This window comes from Campylobacter concisus, assembly GCF_902460665.1.
GTDB classification, from domain to species: Bacteria; Campylobacterota; Campylobacteria; order Campylobacterales; family Campylobacteraceae; genus Campylobacter_A; species Campylobacter_A concisus_AL.
The window spans coordinates 406,435-422,318 of record NZ_CABPUR010000001.1 but is presented as its reverse complement, the minus strand read 5'-3'; the positions used below and the strand labels follow the sequence as shown (position 1 = coordinate 422,318).

14 protein-coding genes and 1 tRNA gene are annotated in these 15,884 nt (G+C 38.0%); 3 read left to right on the top strand and 12 right to left on the bottom strand.

The features are described 5' to 3' along the window. Window positions 1-55 precede the first annotated feature (55 nt). From F3G66_RS02160 to F3G66_RS02135, 6 genes are all read right to left on the bottom strand, one after another. Window positions 56-1,858 (bottom strand): biotin/lipoyl-containing protein, encoded by a 1,803-nt coding sequence (locus tag F3G66_RS02160; RefSeq protein ID WP_107709072.1) that lies wholly within the window; start codon window positions 1,856-1,858, stop codon window positions 56-58. Window positions 1,859-1,980: 122 nt separating this feature from the next. Beyond that, on the bottom strand, window positions 1,981-3,369 hold the full coding sequence (locus F3G66_RS02155) for a TRAP transporter large permease (RefSeq protein WP_054196248.1): 1,389 nt from the start codon (window positions 3,367-3,369) through the stop codon (window positions 1,981-1,983). After that, a complete protein-coding gene (locus F3G66_RS02150; protein WP_149706992.1) occupies window positions 3,369-3,878 on the bottom strand; it encodes a TRAP transporter small permease subunit in 510 nt (169 codons plus the stop codon). Before F3G66_RS02150 ends, F3G66_RS02155 begins: the two co-directional genes overlap by 1 nt. Window positions 3,879-3,887: 9 nt before the next feature. Continuing rightward, window positions 3,888-5,228, bottom strand: coding sequence for a sodium-dependent transporter (locus tag F3G66_RS02145; RefSeq protein WP_084108734.1), 1,341 nt, complete (start codon window positions 5,226-5,228; stop codon window positions 3,888-3,890). Beyond that, entirely contained in the window at window positions 5,228-6,559 is a 1,332-nt protein-coding gene (locus F3G66_RS02140; RefSeq protein WP_149706991.1) for a sodium-dependent transporter, read from the bottom strand. The genes F3G66_RS02145 and F3G66_RS02140 overlap by 1 nt, the downstream gene beginning before the upstream one ends. After that, complete coding sequence (locus tag F3G66_RS02135) at window positions 6,556-7,902, bottom strand: sodium-dependent transporter (protein WP_149706990.1); 1,347 nt, start codon at window positions 7,900-7,902, stop codon at window positions 6,556-6,558. The genes F3G66_RS02140 and F3G66_RS02135 overlap by 4 nt, the downstream gene beginning before the upstream one ends. A gap of 205 nt (window positions 7,903-8,107) precedes the next feature. Between F3G66_RS02135 and F3G66_RS02130 the strand changes: the two genes are divergently transcribed. The 3 genes from F3G66_RS02130 (at window position 8,108) to F3G66_RS02120 (ending at window position 9,459) form a co-directional block, all read left to right on the top strand. Beyond that, window positions 8,108-8,410, top strand: a complete 303-nt coding sequence (locus tag F3G66_RS02130; RefSeq protein ID WP_004317263.1) for a F0F1 ATP synthase subunit C — start codon at window positions 8,108-8,110, stop codon at window positions 8,408-8,410. 46 nt (window positions 8,411-8,456) lie between these two features. Next, window positions 8,457-8,541 (top strand) — tRNA-Leu (locus tag F3G66_RS02125). A gap of 54 nt (window positions 8,542-8,595) precedes the next feature. Further along, window positions 8,596-9,459: a VIT1/CCC1 transporter family protein gene (locus tag F3G66_RS02120; protein ID WP_149706989.1), complete on the top strand. Its 864-nt coding sequence runs from the start codon at window positions 8,596-8,598 to the stop codon at window positions 9,457-9,459. Here the strand turns inward: F3G66_RS02120 and ribD are convergent. From ribD to F3G66_RS02090, 6 genes are read right to left on the bottom strand one after another with little or no spacing between them, the layout of a single operon-like run. Then, the gene (gene ribD / locus F3G66_RS02115; RefSeq protein ID WP_149706988.1) at window positions 9,456-10,517 is read right to left on the bottom strand and encodes a bifunctional diaminohydroxyphosphoribosylaminopyrimidine deaminase/5-amino-6-(5-phosphoribosylamino)uracil reductase RibD; all 1,062 of its coding nucleotides are present in this window, start codon (window positions 10,515-10,517) and stop codon (window positions 9,456-9,458) included. The genes F3G66_RS02120 and ribD overlap by 4 nt on opposite strands. Window positions 10,518-10,568: 51 nt before the next feature. Beyond that, complete coding sequence (locus F3G66_RS02110; protein ID WP_149706987.1) at window positions 10,569-12,218, bottom strand: formate--tetrahydrofolate ligase; 1,650 nt, start codon at window positions 12,216-12,218, stop codon at window positions 10,569-10,571. Next, window positions 12,219-12,635: a ribosome maturation factor RimP gene (gene rimP, locus F3G66_RS02105; protein ID WP_149706986.1), complete on the bottom strand. Its 417-nt coding sequence runs from the start codon at window positions 12,633-12,635 to the stop codon at window positions 12,219-12,221. Further along, the gene (gene rbfA / locus F3G66_RS02100; protein WP_084108756.1) at window positions 12,628-12,993 is read right to left on the bottom strand and encodes a 30S ribosome-binding factor RbfA; all 366 of its coding nucleotides are present in this window, start codon (window positions 12,991-12,993) and stop codon (window positions 12,628-12,630) included. Before rbfA ends, rimP begins: the two co-directional genes overlap by 8 nt. Beyond that, window positions 12,990-15,638 (bottom strand): translation initiation factor IF-2, encoded by a 2,649-nt coding sequence (infB, locus tag F3G66_RS02095; protein ID WP_149706985.1) that lies wholly within the window; start codon window positions 15,636-15,638, stop codon window positions 12,990-12,992. The genes rbfA and infB overlap by 4 nt, the downstream gene beginning before the upstream one ends. After that, the gene (locus tag F3G66_RS02090; protein WP_072594698.1) at window positions 15,625-15,879 is read right to left on the bottom strand and encodes a YlxR family protein; all 255 of its coding nucleotides are present in this window, start codon (window positions 15,877-15,879) and stop codon (window positions 15,625-15,627) included. Before F3G66_RS02090 ends, infB begins: the two co-directional genes overlap by 14 nt. Window positions 15,880-15,884 lie beyond the last annotated feature (5 nt).

Sequence of the window (15,884 nt, the reverse complement as noted above, 5' to 3'; positions counted from 1 at the left end):
TCATCAAAATGTTAATCAAATTTCGCTTAACACTCTCTTTTTAAAATGGGCAAATTTATTTAAATTTAGCCACCACTTGATTGTTTGCGACGCTTTGACCTTTGCTAACTTCAATAGAGCCTATCACACCATCTTTTGGAGCTTTGACCTCTATCTCCATCTTCATTGCTTCAAGCACGACTACAGCTTGCCCTTTTTTGACATGGTCTCCTGCGCTTACTAAAATTTTATGCACAGCGCCCGGCAAGCTAGCAACGATATCATTTTCAGTTGCGCCTGCTGCTGCACTTTTGGCATTTTTTACACTCTTGCCTTCAACTTCGGTGATCGATTTTACTTGGATGCTATCGTTAAAGCCTTCGCTTACTTCGACATTGTAGCGGCTACCATTTACAACGACACTATATCTGCCACTTTGAGTTTGTCTGCATTCATTTGCCTTAGCGTTTGGATCGATCTTTCTTACATTTACTTTGGCTTCGCCTTTTAAGAATGCGATACCCTTTTCTTTACAAGCTGCTGCTATAAATATATTTTCTTCGGTGGTTTTGATATTGTTTTGCTTTAGAATTTCTTTTACGTGGGCAAGTGACTTGCTCTCATCTTTATCAGCTATATCAACAGCGTGTTTTGTAGTTGGTTTTAAGCCTAGTTGCTCGCTTGCAAGCTTGATGATCTCTTTATCAGGTGTGACCGGAGTCTTGCCAAAGTAGCCAAGCACCATTTTACCGTATCCCTCAGCGATCTTTTTCCACTTGCCAAACATTACATTATTAAACGCTTGTTGGAAGTAAAACTGGCTAACAGGGGTCACTGAAGTACCGTATCCACCCTTTTGCACCACTTCACGCATCGCAAGGATAACCTCTGGAAATTTATCTAAGATGTTGTTATCTCTCATCATCTGGGTATTTGCAGTGAGCGCGCCACCAGGCATCGGTGAAAATGGTATGAGTGGGCTTACTTGTACGGCCTCAGGTGGCAAGAAATACTCTTTTAAGCAATCATTCAAAACGCTTTCATATTTTAAAATTTTCTCCACGTCAAGTCCGCCAAGATCGTAGTTTTTGCCTTTTACTGCGTGAAGCATAGTTAAGATATCTGGCTGGCTTGTACCGCCACTTACTGGGCTTGCGGCTAGATCTATGCCATCAACGCCAGCTTCAAGCGCTGCAAGATAGCAAGCCACACTTACGCCTGCGGTTTCATGAGTGTGAAGTCTGATGTGAGTTTTTTCTGGCAATAATTTTCTAGCCATTTTTATGGTTTCATAGACCTTTTGTGGGCTACTTGTGCCACTTGCATCTTTAAAGCAAACGCTGTGATAAGGGATGTTTGCATCTAAAATTTCTCTTAAAATTTTCTCATAAAATTTAACATCGTGTGCTCCCACGCAGCCACTGGGCAGATCCATCATCGTAACAACAACTTCGTGTTTTAGCCCGTGATGAGCGATCCTTTCGCCTGAATACTTTAAATTTTCAACGTCATTTAGTGCGTCAAAATTTCTAATAGTAGTGGTTCCATGTTTTTTGAAAAGTTTTGCATGAAGGTCGATTAGCTCACGGCTACCGGTGTCAAGTGTGACGGTATTTACGCCCCTGCTTAGGGTTTGAAGATTTGCTTTTGGTCCTACGATGCTTCTAAATTTATCCATCATCGCAAAAGCATCTTCATTAAGGTAAAAATAAAGGCTTTGAAATCTAGCCCCACCGCCAAATTCAAAATGCTCTATGCCAGCCTCTTTGGCCGCTTCAAGCGCAGGCAAAAAATCGTTCATAAGCACTCTAGCGCCATAAACTGACTGAAAGCCATCTCTAAATGTCGTATCCATAACATCGATAAATTTCTTCGCCATCACCCACCTCATTAATTTTATAAATTTATTTAAAGAATTCATAGAAAATGGCTAAATTGGTTAGAAACTCAAATTAGCCATTTTGCTTGTTTTTTGGTATTTTACAACCAAAAACTTTTATATCATTTAAAAAGTGAGAGTAAGAAGTTTAATAATCCGCCGTGGCTCGCATCAAGCATTGGCTTTAATTCCATTAGAAAGACGCAGAAAAATACAAGTACAGCAAGCTGAATAAAAATATAAGGCACAACGCCTTTATAAATAGCAGTCGTTTTTATCTCAGCTGGTGCGACTGATCTTAGGAAAAATAAGCTAAATCCAAATGGCGGCGTTAGGAATGAAGTTTGCAAATTCATCGCAACTAAGATTGCTAGATAAATTGGATTTATACCAAGCTTTGCAGCTATTGGCACCAAGATAGGAAGTACAATGTATGAAATTTCAACAAAATCGATAAAAAAGCCAAGCACAAAGATTACAACCATACTAAAAATGATAAATCCCCACTTCTCACCTGGTAAATTTGTCATAAATTTTTCAACAATCTCATCGCCACCAGTGTAACTAAATACCATAGAAAAGGCTGTCGCACCAACAAGTATGGCAAAGACAAGTGCTGTGGTTTTTACGCTTTCTGCCAATGCCTCTTTTATCATAGAAAATGAAAATGTCCTATAAAAAATAGCTAAAATAATGGCTCCAACGCAGCCAAAAGCTGAACTTTCAGTTGGTGTAGCGATACCTGCAAATATAGAGCCCAGTACACAAATAACTAGTAAAAGCGGCGGAAAGATAGCGATTAGTGCTCTCATGATCTGCTTAAATTTACTAACACCGCTCTCATCTTTTACTACCGGTGCGGTATCTGGTTTCAAATAAGCAACAATCAAAATATAAATGATATAAACTGCTACTAGCGTGAGTCCTGGTATGATGGCTTGATGAAAAAGCTCACCAACTGGCACTGAAAATATATCACCCAAAATAATCAACACGATAGAAGGTGGAATGATCTGTCCAAGCGTACCAGCAGCACATATGGTGCCACAACCTAGCGCTTGGTCGTATTTATACTTTAACATAACAGGCAAGCTTATAACGCCCATTGCAACGACACTTGCACCAACAACACCAGTTGAAGCCGCAAGAAGCGCTCCAACCAAGATAGTGCTAATAGCAATGCCTCCGCGAATTTCTCCAAAAAGCATACCCATACTCTCAAGTAATCTCTCAGCTAGTTTTGACTTTTGAAGAACAACGCCCATAAAGACAAAAAGTGGAACTGCTATAAAAATTCTACTCTCCATGATAGAGAAAATTCTATAAGGCATGAAGTTAAACATATCTTTAAAAACCTCGATACTTCCAAGCAGCCCATCTCCGTCTCCAATGCTCTCAACAATACTACCAATCATGCCAAATATCATAGAAACCGCACCAAAGGTAAAGGCTACTGGAAAGCCAATGCCTAGCATCAAAAGCGCAGCTATAAACATTATCAAGCCAGCCATTATTCCCCCTTTTTAGCTTTTTTGTAAAGATTAAAATTTCTTATAAAAAAGCCAATCGCAAAAAATACAAGTAGATAAAAAGAAAAAGGAATAAGTGCTTTTATGATCCATCTGTGAGTAAGACCGCCTGGATCTGCACTAGCTTCAGCTGAAGTATAAGCATCACTCACAAATTCAAACGATAAATTTGAAACTAAAAGTGCAAATGGAATTACAAAAATAACAGTTCCTATCATATTTACAAGAGCTTTATTTTTTGGTGAAAATTTAGCATAAAAGATATCAACTCTAACGTGTGCATCTTCTTTTAATGCATAGCTCATGCCAAGCAAAAATATCACAGCAAAAAAATGCCACTCAAGCTCCTGAAATGCAACGTTTCCATAAGAGAAAAAATATCTTGCCACAACGTTAAAAAAAACATCTATTATCATCAAAGCCATAATAAGCATGCAAATATAGCCGACTATATCGCCAACCTTATCAAAAAATTTCTCAACTTTTTGCATAAACAACCCTTAAAAAAACAATTTATTTATCATGATGATAAATACGCAAACTGGCGCCACATATCTTAATAAAAAATACCATGCACTAAATACAAAGTCGCTCATATATGGACTAAATAGCACATAAAGTGCTTCTCTTTTCATAAAATATCCAACAAATATCGCTCCACCTATACCACTAATTGGAAGCAAAACATTTGAAGCGGTAAAATCAAGAAAATCAAAGAAATTTTTACCAAAGAGCATAAATTTGTCGCCAACATTTTCTATATTTGATAAAAGACATAAAAATCCCAATACAAAAACACCGGCTCCAACTATGCTAAGAGCTTTTATCCTGCTAATGCCATACTCTCTGATCAAGAAAAATACAAACGGCTCTACGATAGAGATAGCTGAAGTAATACCAGCAAATATAAGTGCTGCAAAAAATGCCACAGCTAAAATTTGACCTATCACACCAAGCTTAGCAAAGAGCGTTGGAAGCGAGATAAAGACAAGCCCTGGTCCTTGAGACGGCTCTGCGCCAAATTCAAATATAAATGTAAAGATAACAAGACCCATCATAATGGCTAGGACGATGTTTATAAAAACGATACTTAGCGTAGAAGTAGCTAAATTTGTATCATCGCTTAAGCTAGCTGAATATGTAATGATCGCTGCCATACCAAGAGATAGTGTCCAAAAAGCAAGCCCAAGAGCAAGCAAGAGCGAGTTAAATGAAATTTTACTAAAATCAGGAACAAGTAAAAACTCAGCCGATTTTGTAAAGCCATTCATCGTCATAGAAAAGATAAGCATGATTAAAACCATGATAAATAGGCTTGGCATCATCCAAACATTTAGCTTTTCAATGCCACTTTTCACTCCTTTTGAAAGGATGAAAAAGCAAGCTACAAATGCTATAACAAAATAAAGCGTCTGCTCACCAAGACCATGTGTAAGAAGCTCGTTAAATATTACTTTTGAACTTTCTATATCGTTTGGAAGACCGGTAAAAGATAGGCTGAAATACTTAAAGACCCAGCCGATGATAACAATATAATAAGATGAGATTATAGCTGCGGTTACCATAGCTAAAATTCCAACCAGTTGCCATAAATTTTTATTTTTATTCGCTAACTTTCTAAAGGCATTTACACTATCGCTCTCACTAAGTTTGCCAATACTTAGCTCTGCCATAAAGATAGGTATGCCAACTAAAAACGTTATCAAAAGATATAAAATAACAAATGCTGATCCGCCATTTTCACCGACCATATATGGAAATTTCCATGCATTTCCAAGTCCAACAGCTGATCCTGCAACTGCTAAAACATAACCTATTTTAGAAAACTGTTCTTTTGCCATTATGCAATCTCCCTTACTAGCACCACAAAAACTAGAACTGGTGCTACAAACCTTATTAAAAAATACCAAATTTTAAAAACAATCTCACCCATATAAGGCAAGAATAGCTCTTTTAAAAGCTCAAATTTCATAAAGTACCCAACAAAAATGGCAAATATAATGCCACCAAGTGGGAGCATAATGTTTGAGCTAAGATAATCAAGCAAATCAAAAAAGCTCTTACCAAAAAATGTAAGTGCTTCTTTAAAATTGCCAATACCGCTTAATGCACATAAAATCCCTAAAACATAAACTACGGCACCGACAATGATAATTGATCTATTTCTACTAAATCCCAAACTTTTATTTAAGAAAAAAATAAATGGCTCGACTAGCGAAATAACCGATGTTATACCAGCAAAAAATAAAGATGTAAAAAATGCAAAAGCCAAGAAATTTCCAAGCAAACCAAGCTTTGCAAAAAGCGTTGGAAGCGAGATAAATGCTAACCCTGCACCCTTTGATGGCTCTGAGCCAAATTCATAGGTGAATGTAAAAACTATAAGCCCTATAATTACGCTAATAATTATATTTGCAAAGACTACATAAAGTGATGAAGTGAATAAATTTGTATCATTGCCTAGGCTTGATGAGTAAGTTAAAATGCAGCCAATGCCAATACACATCGTAAAAAAAGCTAACCCAAGAGCATTTAAGATAGCGCTTTGATTTATCTTTGAAAAATCAGGTACAAGTAAAAATTTAGCCGCCTCATCAAATCCATTCATGCCAAAAGAGTAGCCAAGCATAAGCAAAAGCAAAATAAAAAGTGCTGGAATAAGATATACATTTATACGTTCTATTCCACTTTTTATACCTTTTGTAAGTATAAAAAAGTATGCAAAAAAAGCGATGCTAAAATATAAAATTTGCTCCTCTATTCCCTTTGAAGTAAAATTTACAAAAAGCGCTTCTGAGCTTGCCATATCTTTTGGAAGCTCACCAAGACTTAAGATAACGTATTTTAAAACCCAGCCGATAATGAGCGTATAAAAAGATGCGATGAATAGCCCTGTCACCATCACAACACCAGCAAATTTCCAAGAATTTGCCCCCTTTGTAGCTAGACTCTTAAATGCTCCAACCGTATCAAGGCGTGAAATTTTGCCCATTGCCATCTCAGCAAAAAATATACTAAGTCCAACAACAAAAGCAAAAAATAAATATATAAGAATAAATGCTGAACCGCCATTACTACCGACCATATATGGAAATTTCCATGCATTACCAAGGCCAATAGCCGCTCCAATGATAGAAAGAACAAAACCAACTTTACTAAATCTATCCATCATTTACCTGCTATTTGATAGATCATGATGGCACAAATTGCAATTGGCACGATATATCTTAGAGTGAAGTACCAAATTTCAAAGAATACTTTTCCCATAAATTCGCCAAAGAGTAGATATAGGCTCTCTTTTTTAAGTTTATAGCCAACAAAAAAACTAAAAATTATGGCACCTATTGGCATCATGATATTTGAAGTAAGAAAATCAAGTGCATCAAAGACTGGCTTGCCAAAAATACTAAAAATATTAGCCGTCTGCGCATAATATGAAAAAATACAAAAAAGGCCTAAAATATAGACAAAAATTCCAATATAAACAAGAGCCATTTTGCGTGAAATTTCAAATTTTCTAACCAAATAATAAGCAAATGGTTCAATCATCGAAACAGCACTTGTAACACCAGCAAATAAAAGTGAAACAAAAAATGCGATGGCCATGACATTGCCAACTATCCCAAGCTTTGCAAAAAGTGTAACAAGTGAGATAAAAATAAGCCCTGGGCCACTTGCCGTGCTATCAGCTCCATAAGCAAATATAAACGTAAAGACCACAAGTCCCATCATAATGCCTATTAATATGTTTATAAAGATGATAGAAAGCGTTGATTTTATAAGATTTGTCTGCTCTGGTAAATTTGCAGCGTATGTCGGTATGACGCCAACACCCATAGATAGCGAGAAGAACGCAAGTCCAAGAGCTTGCAAAACAACATCTGGCGTGATCGCGCTAAAATTTGGTACAAATAAAAATTTAGCCGCCTTAACAAAGCCATCACCCATGCTAATTGCATAAAAAAGTATACAAACAAGCAGTATAAAAAGGCCCGGCATCATCCAGATATTTAGCTTTTCAATGCCACTTTTCACACCTTTTGAAACAGCAAAAAATACCATTAAAAAAACCAAGCTAAAACAAACAATAGCACTACTTAAATCATTTGATAAAAGCGTATTAAACTGCGCTGCTGCTTCTTTAGTATCAGCCAAAAGTGGCGAAAAGCCAAGATAAATATACTTTAATATCCAGCCAATGACAACCATATAAAACGAAGCAATAAGTATCGCTCCTATCATAAAAAAGCCTGAAAGGGACCATATTTTTTTATGTTTTGGAGCAAGTTTATAAATGGAGCTTACAACGTCACTCTCACCAAGCTTACCAATGCTAAGCTCCGCTAAAAACGCTACAAAAGCGATAGCAAACGTGAGAAGTAAATATAAAATTATAAACGCTGAGCCACCATTGTTTCCTACCATTGTTGGAAATTTCCATGCATTACCAAGTCCAACAGCCGATCCTGCCATAGCAAGAACGAAGCCTATTTTTGAAAATTTTTCATTTATCATTGATTACCTGAGATTAAGAATAAATTAATTTTTTCAAAGATAACATAAAAAAACTTTTATTTTTCTAAGCCAAGAATTTTTTATGGGCAATTTAAATTTTTAGTGTTTTTATTTGAAACAAAGTTTTGTTTTTGTAATATTACGGCTCATAAAGTTTAAGTAGGGGACAGATCCGAAAGAGCTTTAAAATTTTAAAGGAGCAACGATGAAAAAGATCGTGTTTTTAATTCTTGGTCTTGCTGCATTCGCATTTGGCGCTGACGGCGAAATGATTAGATCATATTCAGTTATCGCTGGTGGTATTGGCCTTGGCCTTGCAGCCCTTGGTGGTGCTATTGGTATGGGTAATACAGCTGCTGCAACAATTAGCGGAACAGCTAGAAACCCAGGCGTTGGTAGCAAACTTATGACTACAATGTTTATCGCTCTTGCGATGATCGAAGCACAAGTTATCTACGCACTTGTTATTACGCTTATCGTTCTTTACGCAAACCCAATGCTTGGCTAAGCGTAAAGCTTAAATTTAGCCCCTTTTTGGGGCTTTTACTCTTTTTGCGATCATGGTGGAATTGGTAGACACGCTATCTTGAGGGGGTAGTGCCGCTAGGTGTGCGAGTTCGAGTCTCGCTGATCGCACCATCTAATCTTACACTTCAAAATCCAAAATCTTACAAAATTTAAAAAGGGGAATTTATGCTAGATAAAAAGCGTGCTTTAAAACAGCTACAAAATGAAGCAGATGATACCGCCATCTATACGTTACTCGAAGCTAGTGAAAAAAATGAAGAAAATAAAAAAATACTTCGTAAATTAATCACTGAAGAAAAACGACACTATGCTTTTTGCCAAAAGATAACAGGTGAGAGCAGAACTGCAAATTTATTCAAAGTCATCTTCTATACGATACTTGTTAAAATTTTTGGCACATCTTTTACTCTAAAATTTATGGAGTCACGCGAAGAAAATGCTGAGAAATTTTATCTTGACATCGTAGATGAATATCCTGAAGCTCGTGATATTTACGAAGAGGAGATGAACCACGAAAATAGTCTAATCTCCATGCTAAAAGACACAAAGCTCGTAAATGCTGGTGGCATCGTGCTTGGCATGAATGATGCTTTAGTTGAGCTAACAGGCACACTTAGCGGCATCGCGCTTGCATTTTCAAATACAAAATCAGTTGGCGCAACAGGCCTTATCATGGGCGTGGCAGCTGCTCTTTCTATGGCAGGATCAGCCTATCTTGAGTCAAAAGAAAATCCAAGTGACGAGATCAAACCGCTTACCTATTCGCTCTATACAGGTGGTTCGTACATCATAACAACGGCGTTTTTGATACTTCCATTTTTCATCTTTTCAAGTGGTGTTTACGCTGTCTTGTCGATGTTTTTCTTTGCCTTTGTTGCCATTATCACTTACAACTTTTACATAAGCGTAGCAAAAGAGCTTAAATTTTTGCCAAGAGTGGTTGAGATGTGTGTGATAACTTTTGGTGTTGCGATCATTTCATTTGGTATTGGTTTTTTAGTTAAGCACTATTTTGGCCTAGATATTTAATCCAAAATTTCATACCAAGTGTAGCTATCGTCTCCAAAATTCCCACTAAATAGTGGCTTTAATTTTAGATCAAGGCTCAAGTTTTTACCATCCTTAAAATTTGAGCTTTGATAGATAAGTAGCCATTTTACATTTGCTAGCTTGCCCTCTTTTGCAAGTTTTAAAAACTCACCAGCTCCTTCAAACATGCAAAGACCTTTTAGGCTAAGCTCTTTTTGAATGCTAACTTTGCGATCTGGCACGCTAAAAAGCGGTATCGTCTCATCAAATTTATCACTTCTTGAGTAGATTATGACGTCTGGATTTTTGCCATTTTTTATAAGTCTGGTATCGAGCCTTGGTCGGTCTGTCCGCACTGTGTTGCCACCGATCACCAACGTATCTATGACGCTTCTAAGTTTATGCACATGCGTGCGGCTAAGCTCATTTGTGATGATGCCACCACTTGCCACGCCGTTTTTACTAAGAGCTATTTTTAAAAAGCTAAATCCACCATTTTGATAGGCCAAAAATGGCTTAAGTAGCTTATCGCAGCGCTCTTTTAAAACGCCAAATTTAACTTTCACCCCAGCACTTTGAAGCAAATTTCCACCGCCACTTGCTATTTTATTTTCATCATGGCTACCAATTATCACCTCGCTAAAGCCAAGCTCTTTTAGTAAATTTGCACAAGGTGGCGTTTTGCCGTGATGTAGGCAAGGCTCAAGAGTGACGTAAGCCTTTACTTTTTTTAGTAAATTTGAGTGATTTTTTAGTATAAATTCATAGGTAAATTTTGGCTCTAAAAGGCTAAATTCGTTCTCTTTTATATTGGAGCTAAATTTAGCGTTATATGCTTTTATAAAATCATCTTTAAATTTTTCACTTTTTTTACAAAGCGAAAAGAGTATCGCTGTCGGTTCAGCGTGTAAATATCCAGCCTTTTCATGAGCCTTGCAAGATAAAATTTCTCCATTTTCATCAAGGATAAGGCATCCAACGGCTGGATTTGGGTAGGTCAGGATCTGAAATTTCCAAGCCTCACTTAAAGCAAGACCCATGTAAAATTCGTCGTTCATTCATGCCTCTTTAAAAAACACACCAGCCTTTGTCAGTGTGTTTTCATAAATTTACGACAAGCCGTCGATCTTGCCCTCTGCGTCTATCCTCATATTGACCGCAGCTGGCACTTTTGGAAGTCCTGGCATTAGCATGATCTTACCGCAAACTGCGACGATAAAGCCGGCCCCGGTTCTAATATCAAGGTCTTTTACGCTAAATGTAAAACCCTTTGCTCTGCCTAAAAGCTTCGCATCGTCGCTAAATGAGTACTGAGTTTTTGCGATACAAACTGGCAAATGGCTCAAATTTAGCTCTTTTATCATCTCAAGCTTTTTAAGAGCAGCCTCTTCAAAGACTACTTCACCAGCTCCATAAATTTCCTTAGCGACTTTTTCTATTTTAGTTTTCGTATCATCGCTCATCTCGTATGTGAAATTTATCTTACTTGGCTTATCGCACGCTTTTAAAACTAGCTCGGCAAGCTCAATCGCACCTTTGCCACCTTTTAAGAAATTCTCACAAACTGCCACTTCTACGCCAAGCTTTTGGCAATATTCTTTTACAAAATTTATCTCTTCATCTGTGTCAAAGCCAAATTTATTAAGCGCCACAACTACGTTTTGACCAAATTTACCTTTTAAATTTTCGATATGTCCACCAAGGTTTTCGATGCCTTTTTTAAGGGCGTTCATATCTGGTTTTGTGATCTCGTCTTTATTTGCTTCGCCGTTATATTTTAGCGATCTGATCGTACTTACAAGCACCACAGCGCTTGGCCTGATATCAGCAACCCTACATTTTATATCTAAAAATTTCTCCGCACCAAGTTCAGAGCCAAAGCCAGCCTCAGTGATGACGTAGTCAGCTAAATTTAGAGCTGTTTTTGTTGCGATGACTGAGTTGCAGCCGTGTGCGATGTTTGCAAATGGGCCGCCATGCACGAGCGTAGGTGTGTGCTCAAGCGTTTGAAATAAATTTGGCTTGATCGCGTCTTTTAAAAGTATACAAACAGCGTCTTGACAGCCTAGATCACGCACATAGATAGGCTTTTTATCGCTATCGTAGGCAACCATGATATTTGCCACGCACTCTTTTAGATCTGATAAGCTCGTAGCTAAACAAAGTACAGCCATGATCTCGCTTGCTGCAGTGATGTTAAAGCCATCTTCTCTTGGCACGCCATCCGTTCTACCGCCCTGACCCACAGTGATAAATCTAAGCGCGCGGTCGTTCATATCCATACAGCGTTTCCATAAAATTTTCTCTATTTTTAGTGGGTTTTCTTGATAGAGACTATTATCTATCATCGCTGAAATCAGGTTATTTGCCGATGTTATAGCATGAAAATCGCCAGTGAAGTGTAAATTCAGATCCTCCATCGGTGCTAGCTGCGAGTAGCCGCCACCTGCTGCTCCACCCTTTATGCCAAAAACTGGTCCAAGAGATGGCTCGCGAAGTGCTAGGCAAACCTTTTTATTAATTGAATTTAGCGCATCAGCTAGACCGATCGACATAGTCGTTTTACCCTCGCCGTATGGGGTTGGATTGGTCGCGGTGACTAAGATGAGCTTTGAGTTTGACGGCTCAAGCCTTGGAGAAATTTTTGCCTTATATTTGCCGTAAAGTTCAAGCTCGTCTTCACTTAAGCCTAGTCTTGCAGCAACTTTACTGATGTGTTCTAGTTTCGTTTGGTGAGTTATCTCGATGTCGCTTAGCATTTACCACTCCAAATATGTTTTTGCTTTTTTTATCTCACTGATGTTGATCTCAAAGATTCCCTCTTCGTTTTCAACTGCGATGCCCTCTTCGTCTGCTTTTACAAGCCTTCCTGCAAATTTCTCAGCCTCGGTTTGAACTTTAACTAGCTCACCAACGCTCGCTTTAAAGTGAGATGGCTTGCTAAGCTTTCTCTCAAGACCAGGCGAACTAACTTCGAGGTTATAATCCCCACTAACTGGCGGTGTCACATCAAAGATAGGCGAGAGTAGACGGCTTACTTTTTCACAGTCATCAAGACTCACTCCGCCATTTTTTGTGATATAAACTCTAAAAATAGCCCTACCATTTTCATTTGCGATCTCGCTGTCGTAAAGCTCAACGCCGCATTCGCGTACTAGTTTGTCTAAATTATCCATTTTTGTTTAAATCCTTTGAAATTTTATCAAACAACTTATCCATATGGTTTTGATACTCTAATCTATCATCAAATTTAAAGTGAAAATTTGGGCATCTATACCAGCCCTCAGCTGCCATACAGTGGTTTTGCAAATGCCTACAAACTCGCTTCAAATGTCCCAAAATATACTCTTGTTCACGCTCATCAAAAGCCATCTTATCAAGATAAACAAAGGCGTCATATCTACCCTTTTTGCACTCTACATCAGTGACACAAAGCCCCTTTAAAATACCATCTTCAAGAGTAGCTAGAGCCTCTGGTATGAGCTCTTTTAGCACACTCTCTGTTCTCATACGCTTTATTTCGTTAGCGTTCATAGAGTAGCTTTCTCCTTGACTTCTTTAAAGCTTTCGATATAGTCGTTTTCTCTAATGTCATTGAAATTTTCGATACCAACGCCGCATTCATAACCTTTAGCGACCTCTTTGACGTCATCTTTGAAGCGTTTGAGCGAACTTACTGAGCCCTCATAAACGACCACACCTTCTCTAATAAGGCGAATTTTTGCGCCTCTATTTATAGTGCCCTCAGTGACGATACATCCAGCAATAGTACCGACTTTTGGCACATGGATCACTTGGCGAACCTGAGCTTGGCCAAGCTGCTCTTCTCTGATAATCGGTGACATTAATCCACCTAAAATCGCTTTCACGTCGTCAATTAAATTATAAATAACATTATAAGTCTTTATCTCGACACCGCTCTCTTTTGCTTTTTCTTTTATCTCGCCAGTTGGTCTTATGTTGAAACCAAGGATTATACAGTCTTCGCTCGCACTAGCAAGTGCCACGTCGCTTTGCGTGATGCCGCCAACACCAGAGTGGATGACATTTACTCTGATCTCATCATTTGCTAGTTTTTCTAGGCTTGCTTTTAGCGCCTCAAGTGAACCACCAACGTCAGCTTTGATGATGACTGGAAGCGTCTTTAACTCACCCTCAGCAATCTTAGCACTAAGCTCGTCAATACTAACTTTCGTGCTCTTACTAAGCTCTTTTTGGCGGATATATTCAGCTTTTTTCTGTGCGTATTCACGAGCCTCTTTATCTGTTTTTACACCTATTAGCGTCTCGCCAGCCTCTGCTATTTCGCTAAGACCTACTATCACACCACATTCGCCTGGTTTTATATCTTGCAAAGGCTTACCTTGGTCATCAAGCAAGCTTCTTATCTTTCCATATGCGACACCAGCTACGACAGTATCTCCAACATGAAGCGTGCCATTTTCAACGATAATAGTAGCGACTGGGCCACGACCTTTTTGAAGTGAACTCTCGATAACAGTTGCTTTTGCGTTTGCCTTTGGATTTGCTTTTAGCTCTAAAAGGTCAGCTTGTAAAAGTACGATCTCAAGTAGATCATCTATACCCATGCCTGTTTTTGCAGAGATTGGCACAAATTCATACTTTCCGCCCCACTCTGTTGGCATGATATCAAGCTCGGCAAGACCAGTCTTTACTAGGTCAGGATTTGCTGACTCTTTATCCATTTTGTTTATAGCGATGATTATCGGTACGCCTGCGGCTTTTGCGTGGCTGACCGCCTCTTTTGTTTGTGGTTTTACGCCATCATCTGCTGCAACTACGATGATAACTATGTCAGTCACGCCAGCGCCTCTTGCACGCATAGCAGTAAACGCTTCGTGACCTGGAGTGTCGATAAATGTGATATTTTTGCCGTTTTTATTTACCATATAAGCACCAACATGCTGAGTGATACCACCAGCCTCTCCTGCTGCTACACGTGATTTTCTTATGTAATCAAGCAATGAAGTTTTACCATGATCAACGTGACCCATGATGGTTATAACTGGTGCTCTTGGCTGGAGATTTTCATCGTCTTTTATCTCTTCTTCATAGGCTGCTACGTAATCAAATTCTTTTTGATCGTCGATGATATTAACCTCTACATTAAACTCATCAGCTAAAATTTCTATTGCATCTTCATCTAAAAAGTCATTTTTTGTTGTCATCATGCCAAGCATGAAAAGCTTACCAATGATCTCGCTTGGCTGTTTGTTTAGCTTTTCAGCAAATTCATAAACACGAATTTCTTTTGGAATATTTATAGACGTCACAGCTTCATTATTTTGTTTATTTTCAGGCTTTTTGTGTTTTTTTCTAGCTCTTCTTTGTATACCGCCCTCACCAAATGAATTTATCGTATTGTTGACCGTAGTTCTCATAACATTTGGCTGTTTTGTCTTTTGAGCAGGTGCTGGTGCTGGGGTTTTAAAACTAAAATCAGGAAGAACGACTACATCTTCATCTTCTAGCACTATGTCACCAAAGTCACTTCCGCCAAGCAGATCCATCTTCTGGGCGCTATCCTTTTTACTTACAACAACTACTTTTTTATCTTTTTTCTTTTTCTTAGCTAAATTTTCATCATTTGCTGAAAACATACTTTTAAAATCGCTTATATTAGCTATGCTTGGTTCAGGCTTTTTCTCTTCTTTTGTAGCAATTGGCGCTTCATAGTCTTTTTTCTTTTTTACTATCACAAGGCCACGTCTTTTTTGAGTCACATCGGCCAAGCTCTCTTTTGGTCTTGGAGCTTCGACTTGTTTTTGCTCTACTTTGATTTCTTCTTTTTTAGGCTCAATTTTTTGTTTTTCTTCTAAAATTTGTGCCTCTTTCTTAGGCTCAGCTTTTACCGACTTTGACTCAGTTTTAGTAGTAGCTTTTTTAGGTTCACTCTTTTGCTTTTCTTCTTTTTTTACTGACTCTTTTTCTACTTCTTTTTTAGACTCTTTTTTTGGTTTAGGTTCACTCTTTTTCTTTTTAAATTTATCTGGTATCACACCAGTTTGAACATATTCATATATAGCTTCGGCCTCTTCAAGGCTAACTGCATTTGAGTGAGTTTTGACTTTTAATCCTAACTCTTGAGCTTTTTCTACTATCTCTTTACTTGGATAGCCAAGCTCGTTTGCGATCTCTGAAATCCTAACATTGCTCATTTAAGAGTATCTCCTTTAACTTCGGTGCATCACAAATAAAAGCACCTTTAGTTTGTTTATCAATTATTTTTTTTAAAATTTTTATATCTTTTTGCATACATTTGTCGCACAGATAAAAGCTACGACCATTTCCTTTGCCATGTTCTAAATTCTTACCTACCAAGCGGTATCTTTTTAGCAAGCTCTGAGAAATTTTAATTTTACAAGCGACACATGTCCTTACAGGATTATTTTTGTTCATTATAT

Excerpts from the sequence above, each read along its gene's own strand:
- ribD (WP_149706988.1), bottom strand. The coding sequence starts at position 10,517 with ATGAACGACGAATTTTACATGGGTCTTGCTTTAAGTGAGGCTTGGAAA.
- F3G66_RS02150 (WP_149706992.1), bottom strand. The coding sequence starts at position 3,878 with ATGCAAAAAGTTGAGAAATTTTTTGATAAGGTTGGCGATATAGTCGGC.
- rbfA (WP_084108756.1), bottom strand. The coding sequence starts at position 12,993 with ATGAACGCTAACGAAATAAAGCGTATGAGAACAGAGAGTGTGCTAAAA.
- infB (WP_149706985.1), bottom strand. The coding sequence starts at position 15,638 with ATGAGCAATGTTAGGATTTCAGAGATCGCAAACGAGCTTGGCTATCCA.
- rimP (WP_149706986.1), bottom strand. The coding sequence starts at position 12,635 with ATGGATAATTTAGACAAACTAGTACGCGAATGCGGCGTTGAGCTTTAC.
- F3G66_RS02110 (WP_149706987.1), bottom strand. The coding sequence starts at position 12,218 with ATGCTAAGCGACATCGAGATAACTCACCAAACGAAACTAGAACACATC.
- F3G66_RS02145 (WP_084108734.1), bottom strand. The coding sequence starts at position 5,228 with ATGGCAAAAGAACAGTTTTCTAAAATAGGTTATGTTTTAGCAGTTGCA.
- F3G66_RS02155 (WP_054196248.1), bottom strand. The coding sequence starts at position 3,369 with ATGGCTGGCTTGATAATGTTTATAGCTGCGCTTTTGATGCTAGGCATT.
- F3G66_RS02130 (WP_004317263.1), top strand. The coding sequence starts at position 8,108 with ATGAAAAAGATCGTGTTTTTAATTCTTGGTCTTGCTGCATTCGCATTT.
- F3G66_RS02140 (WP_149706991.1), bottom strand. The coding sequence starts at position 6,559 with ATGATGGATAGATTTAGTAAAGTTGGTTTTGTTCTTTCTATCATTGGA.
- F3G66_RS02135 (WP_149706990.1), bottom strand. The coding sequence starts at position 7,902 with ATGATAAATGAAAAATTTTCAAAAATAGGCTTCGTTCTTGCTATGGCA.
- F3G66_RS02090 (WP_072594698.1), bottom strand. The coding sequence starts at position 15,879 with ATGAACAAAAATAATCCTGTAAGGACATGTGTCGCTTGTAAAATTAAA.
- F3G66_RS02160 (WP_107709072.1), bottom strand. The coding sequence starts at position 1,858 with ATGGCGAAGAAATTTATCGATGTTATGGATACGACATTTAGAGATGGC.
- F3G66_RS02120 (WP_149706989.1), top strand. The coding sequence starts at position 8,596 with ATGCTAGATAAAAAGCGTGCTTTAAAACAGCTACAAAATGAAGCAGAT.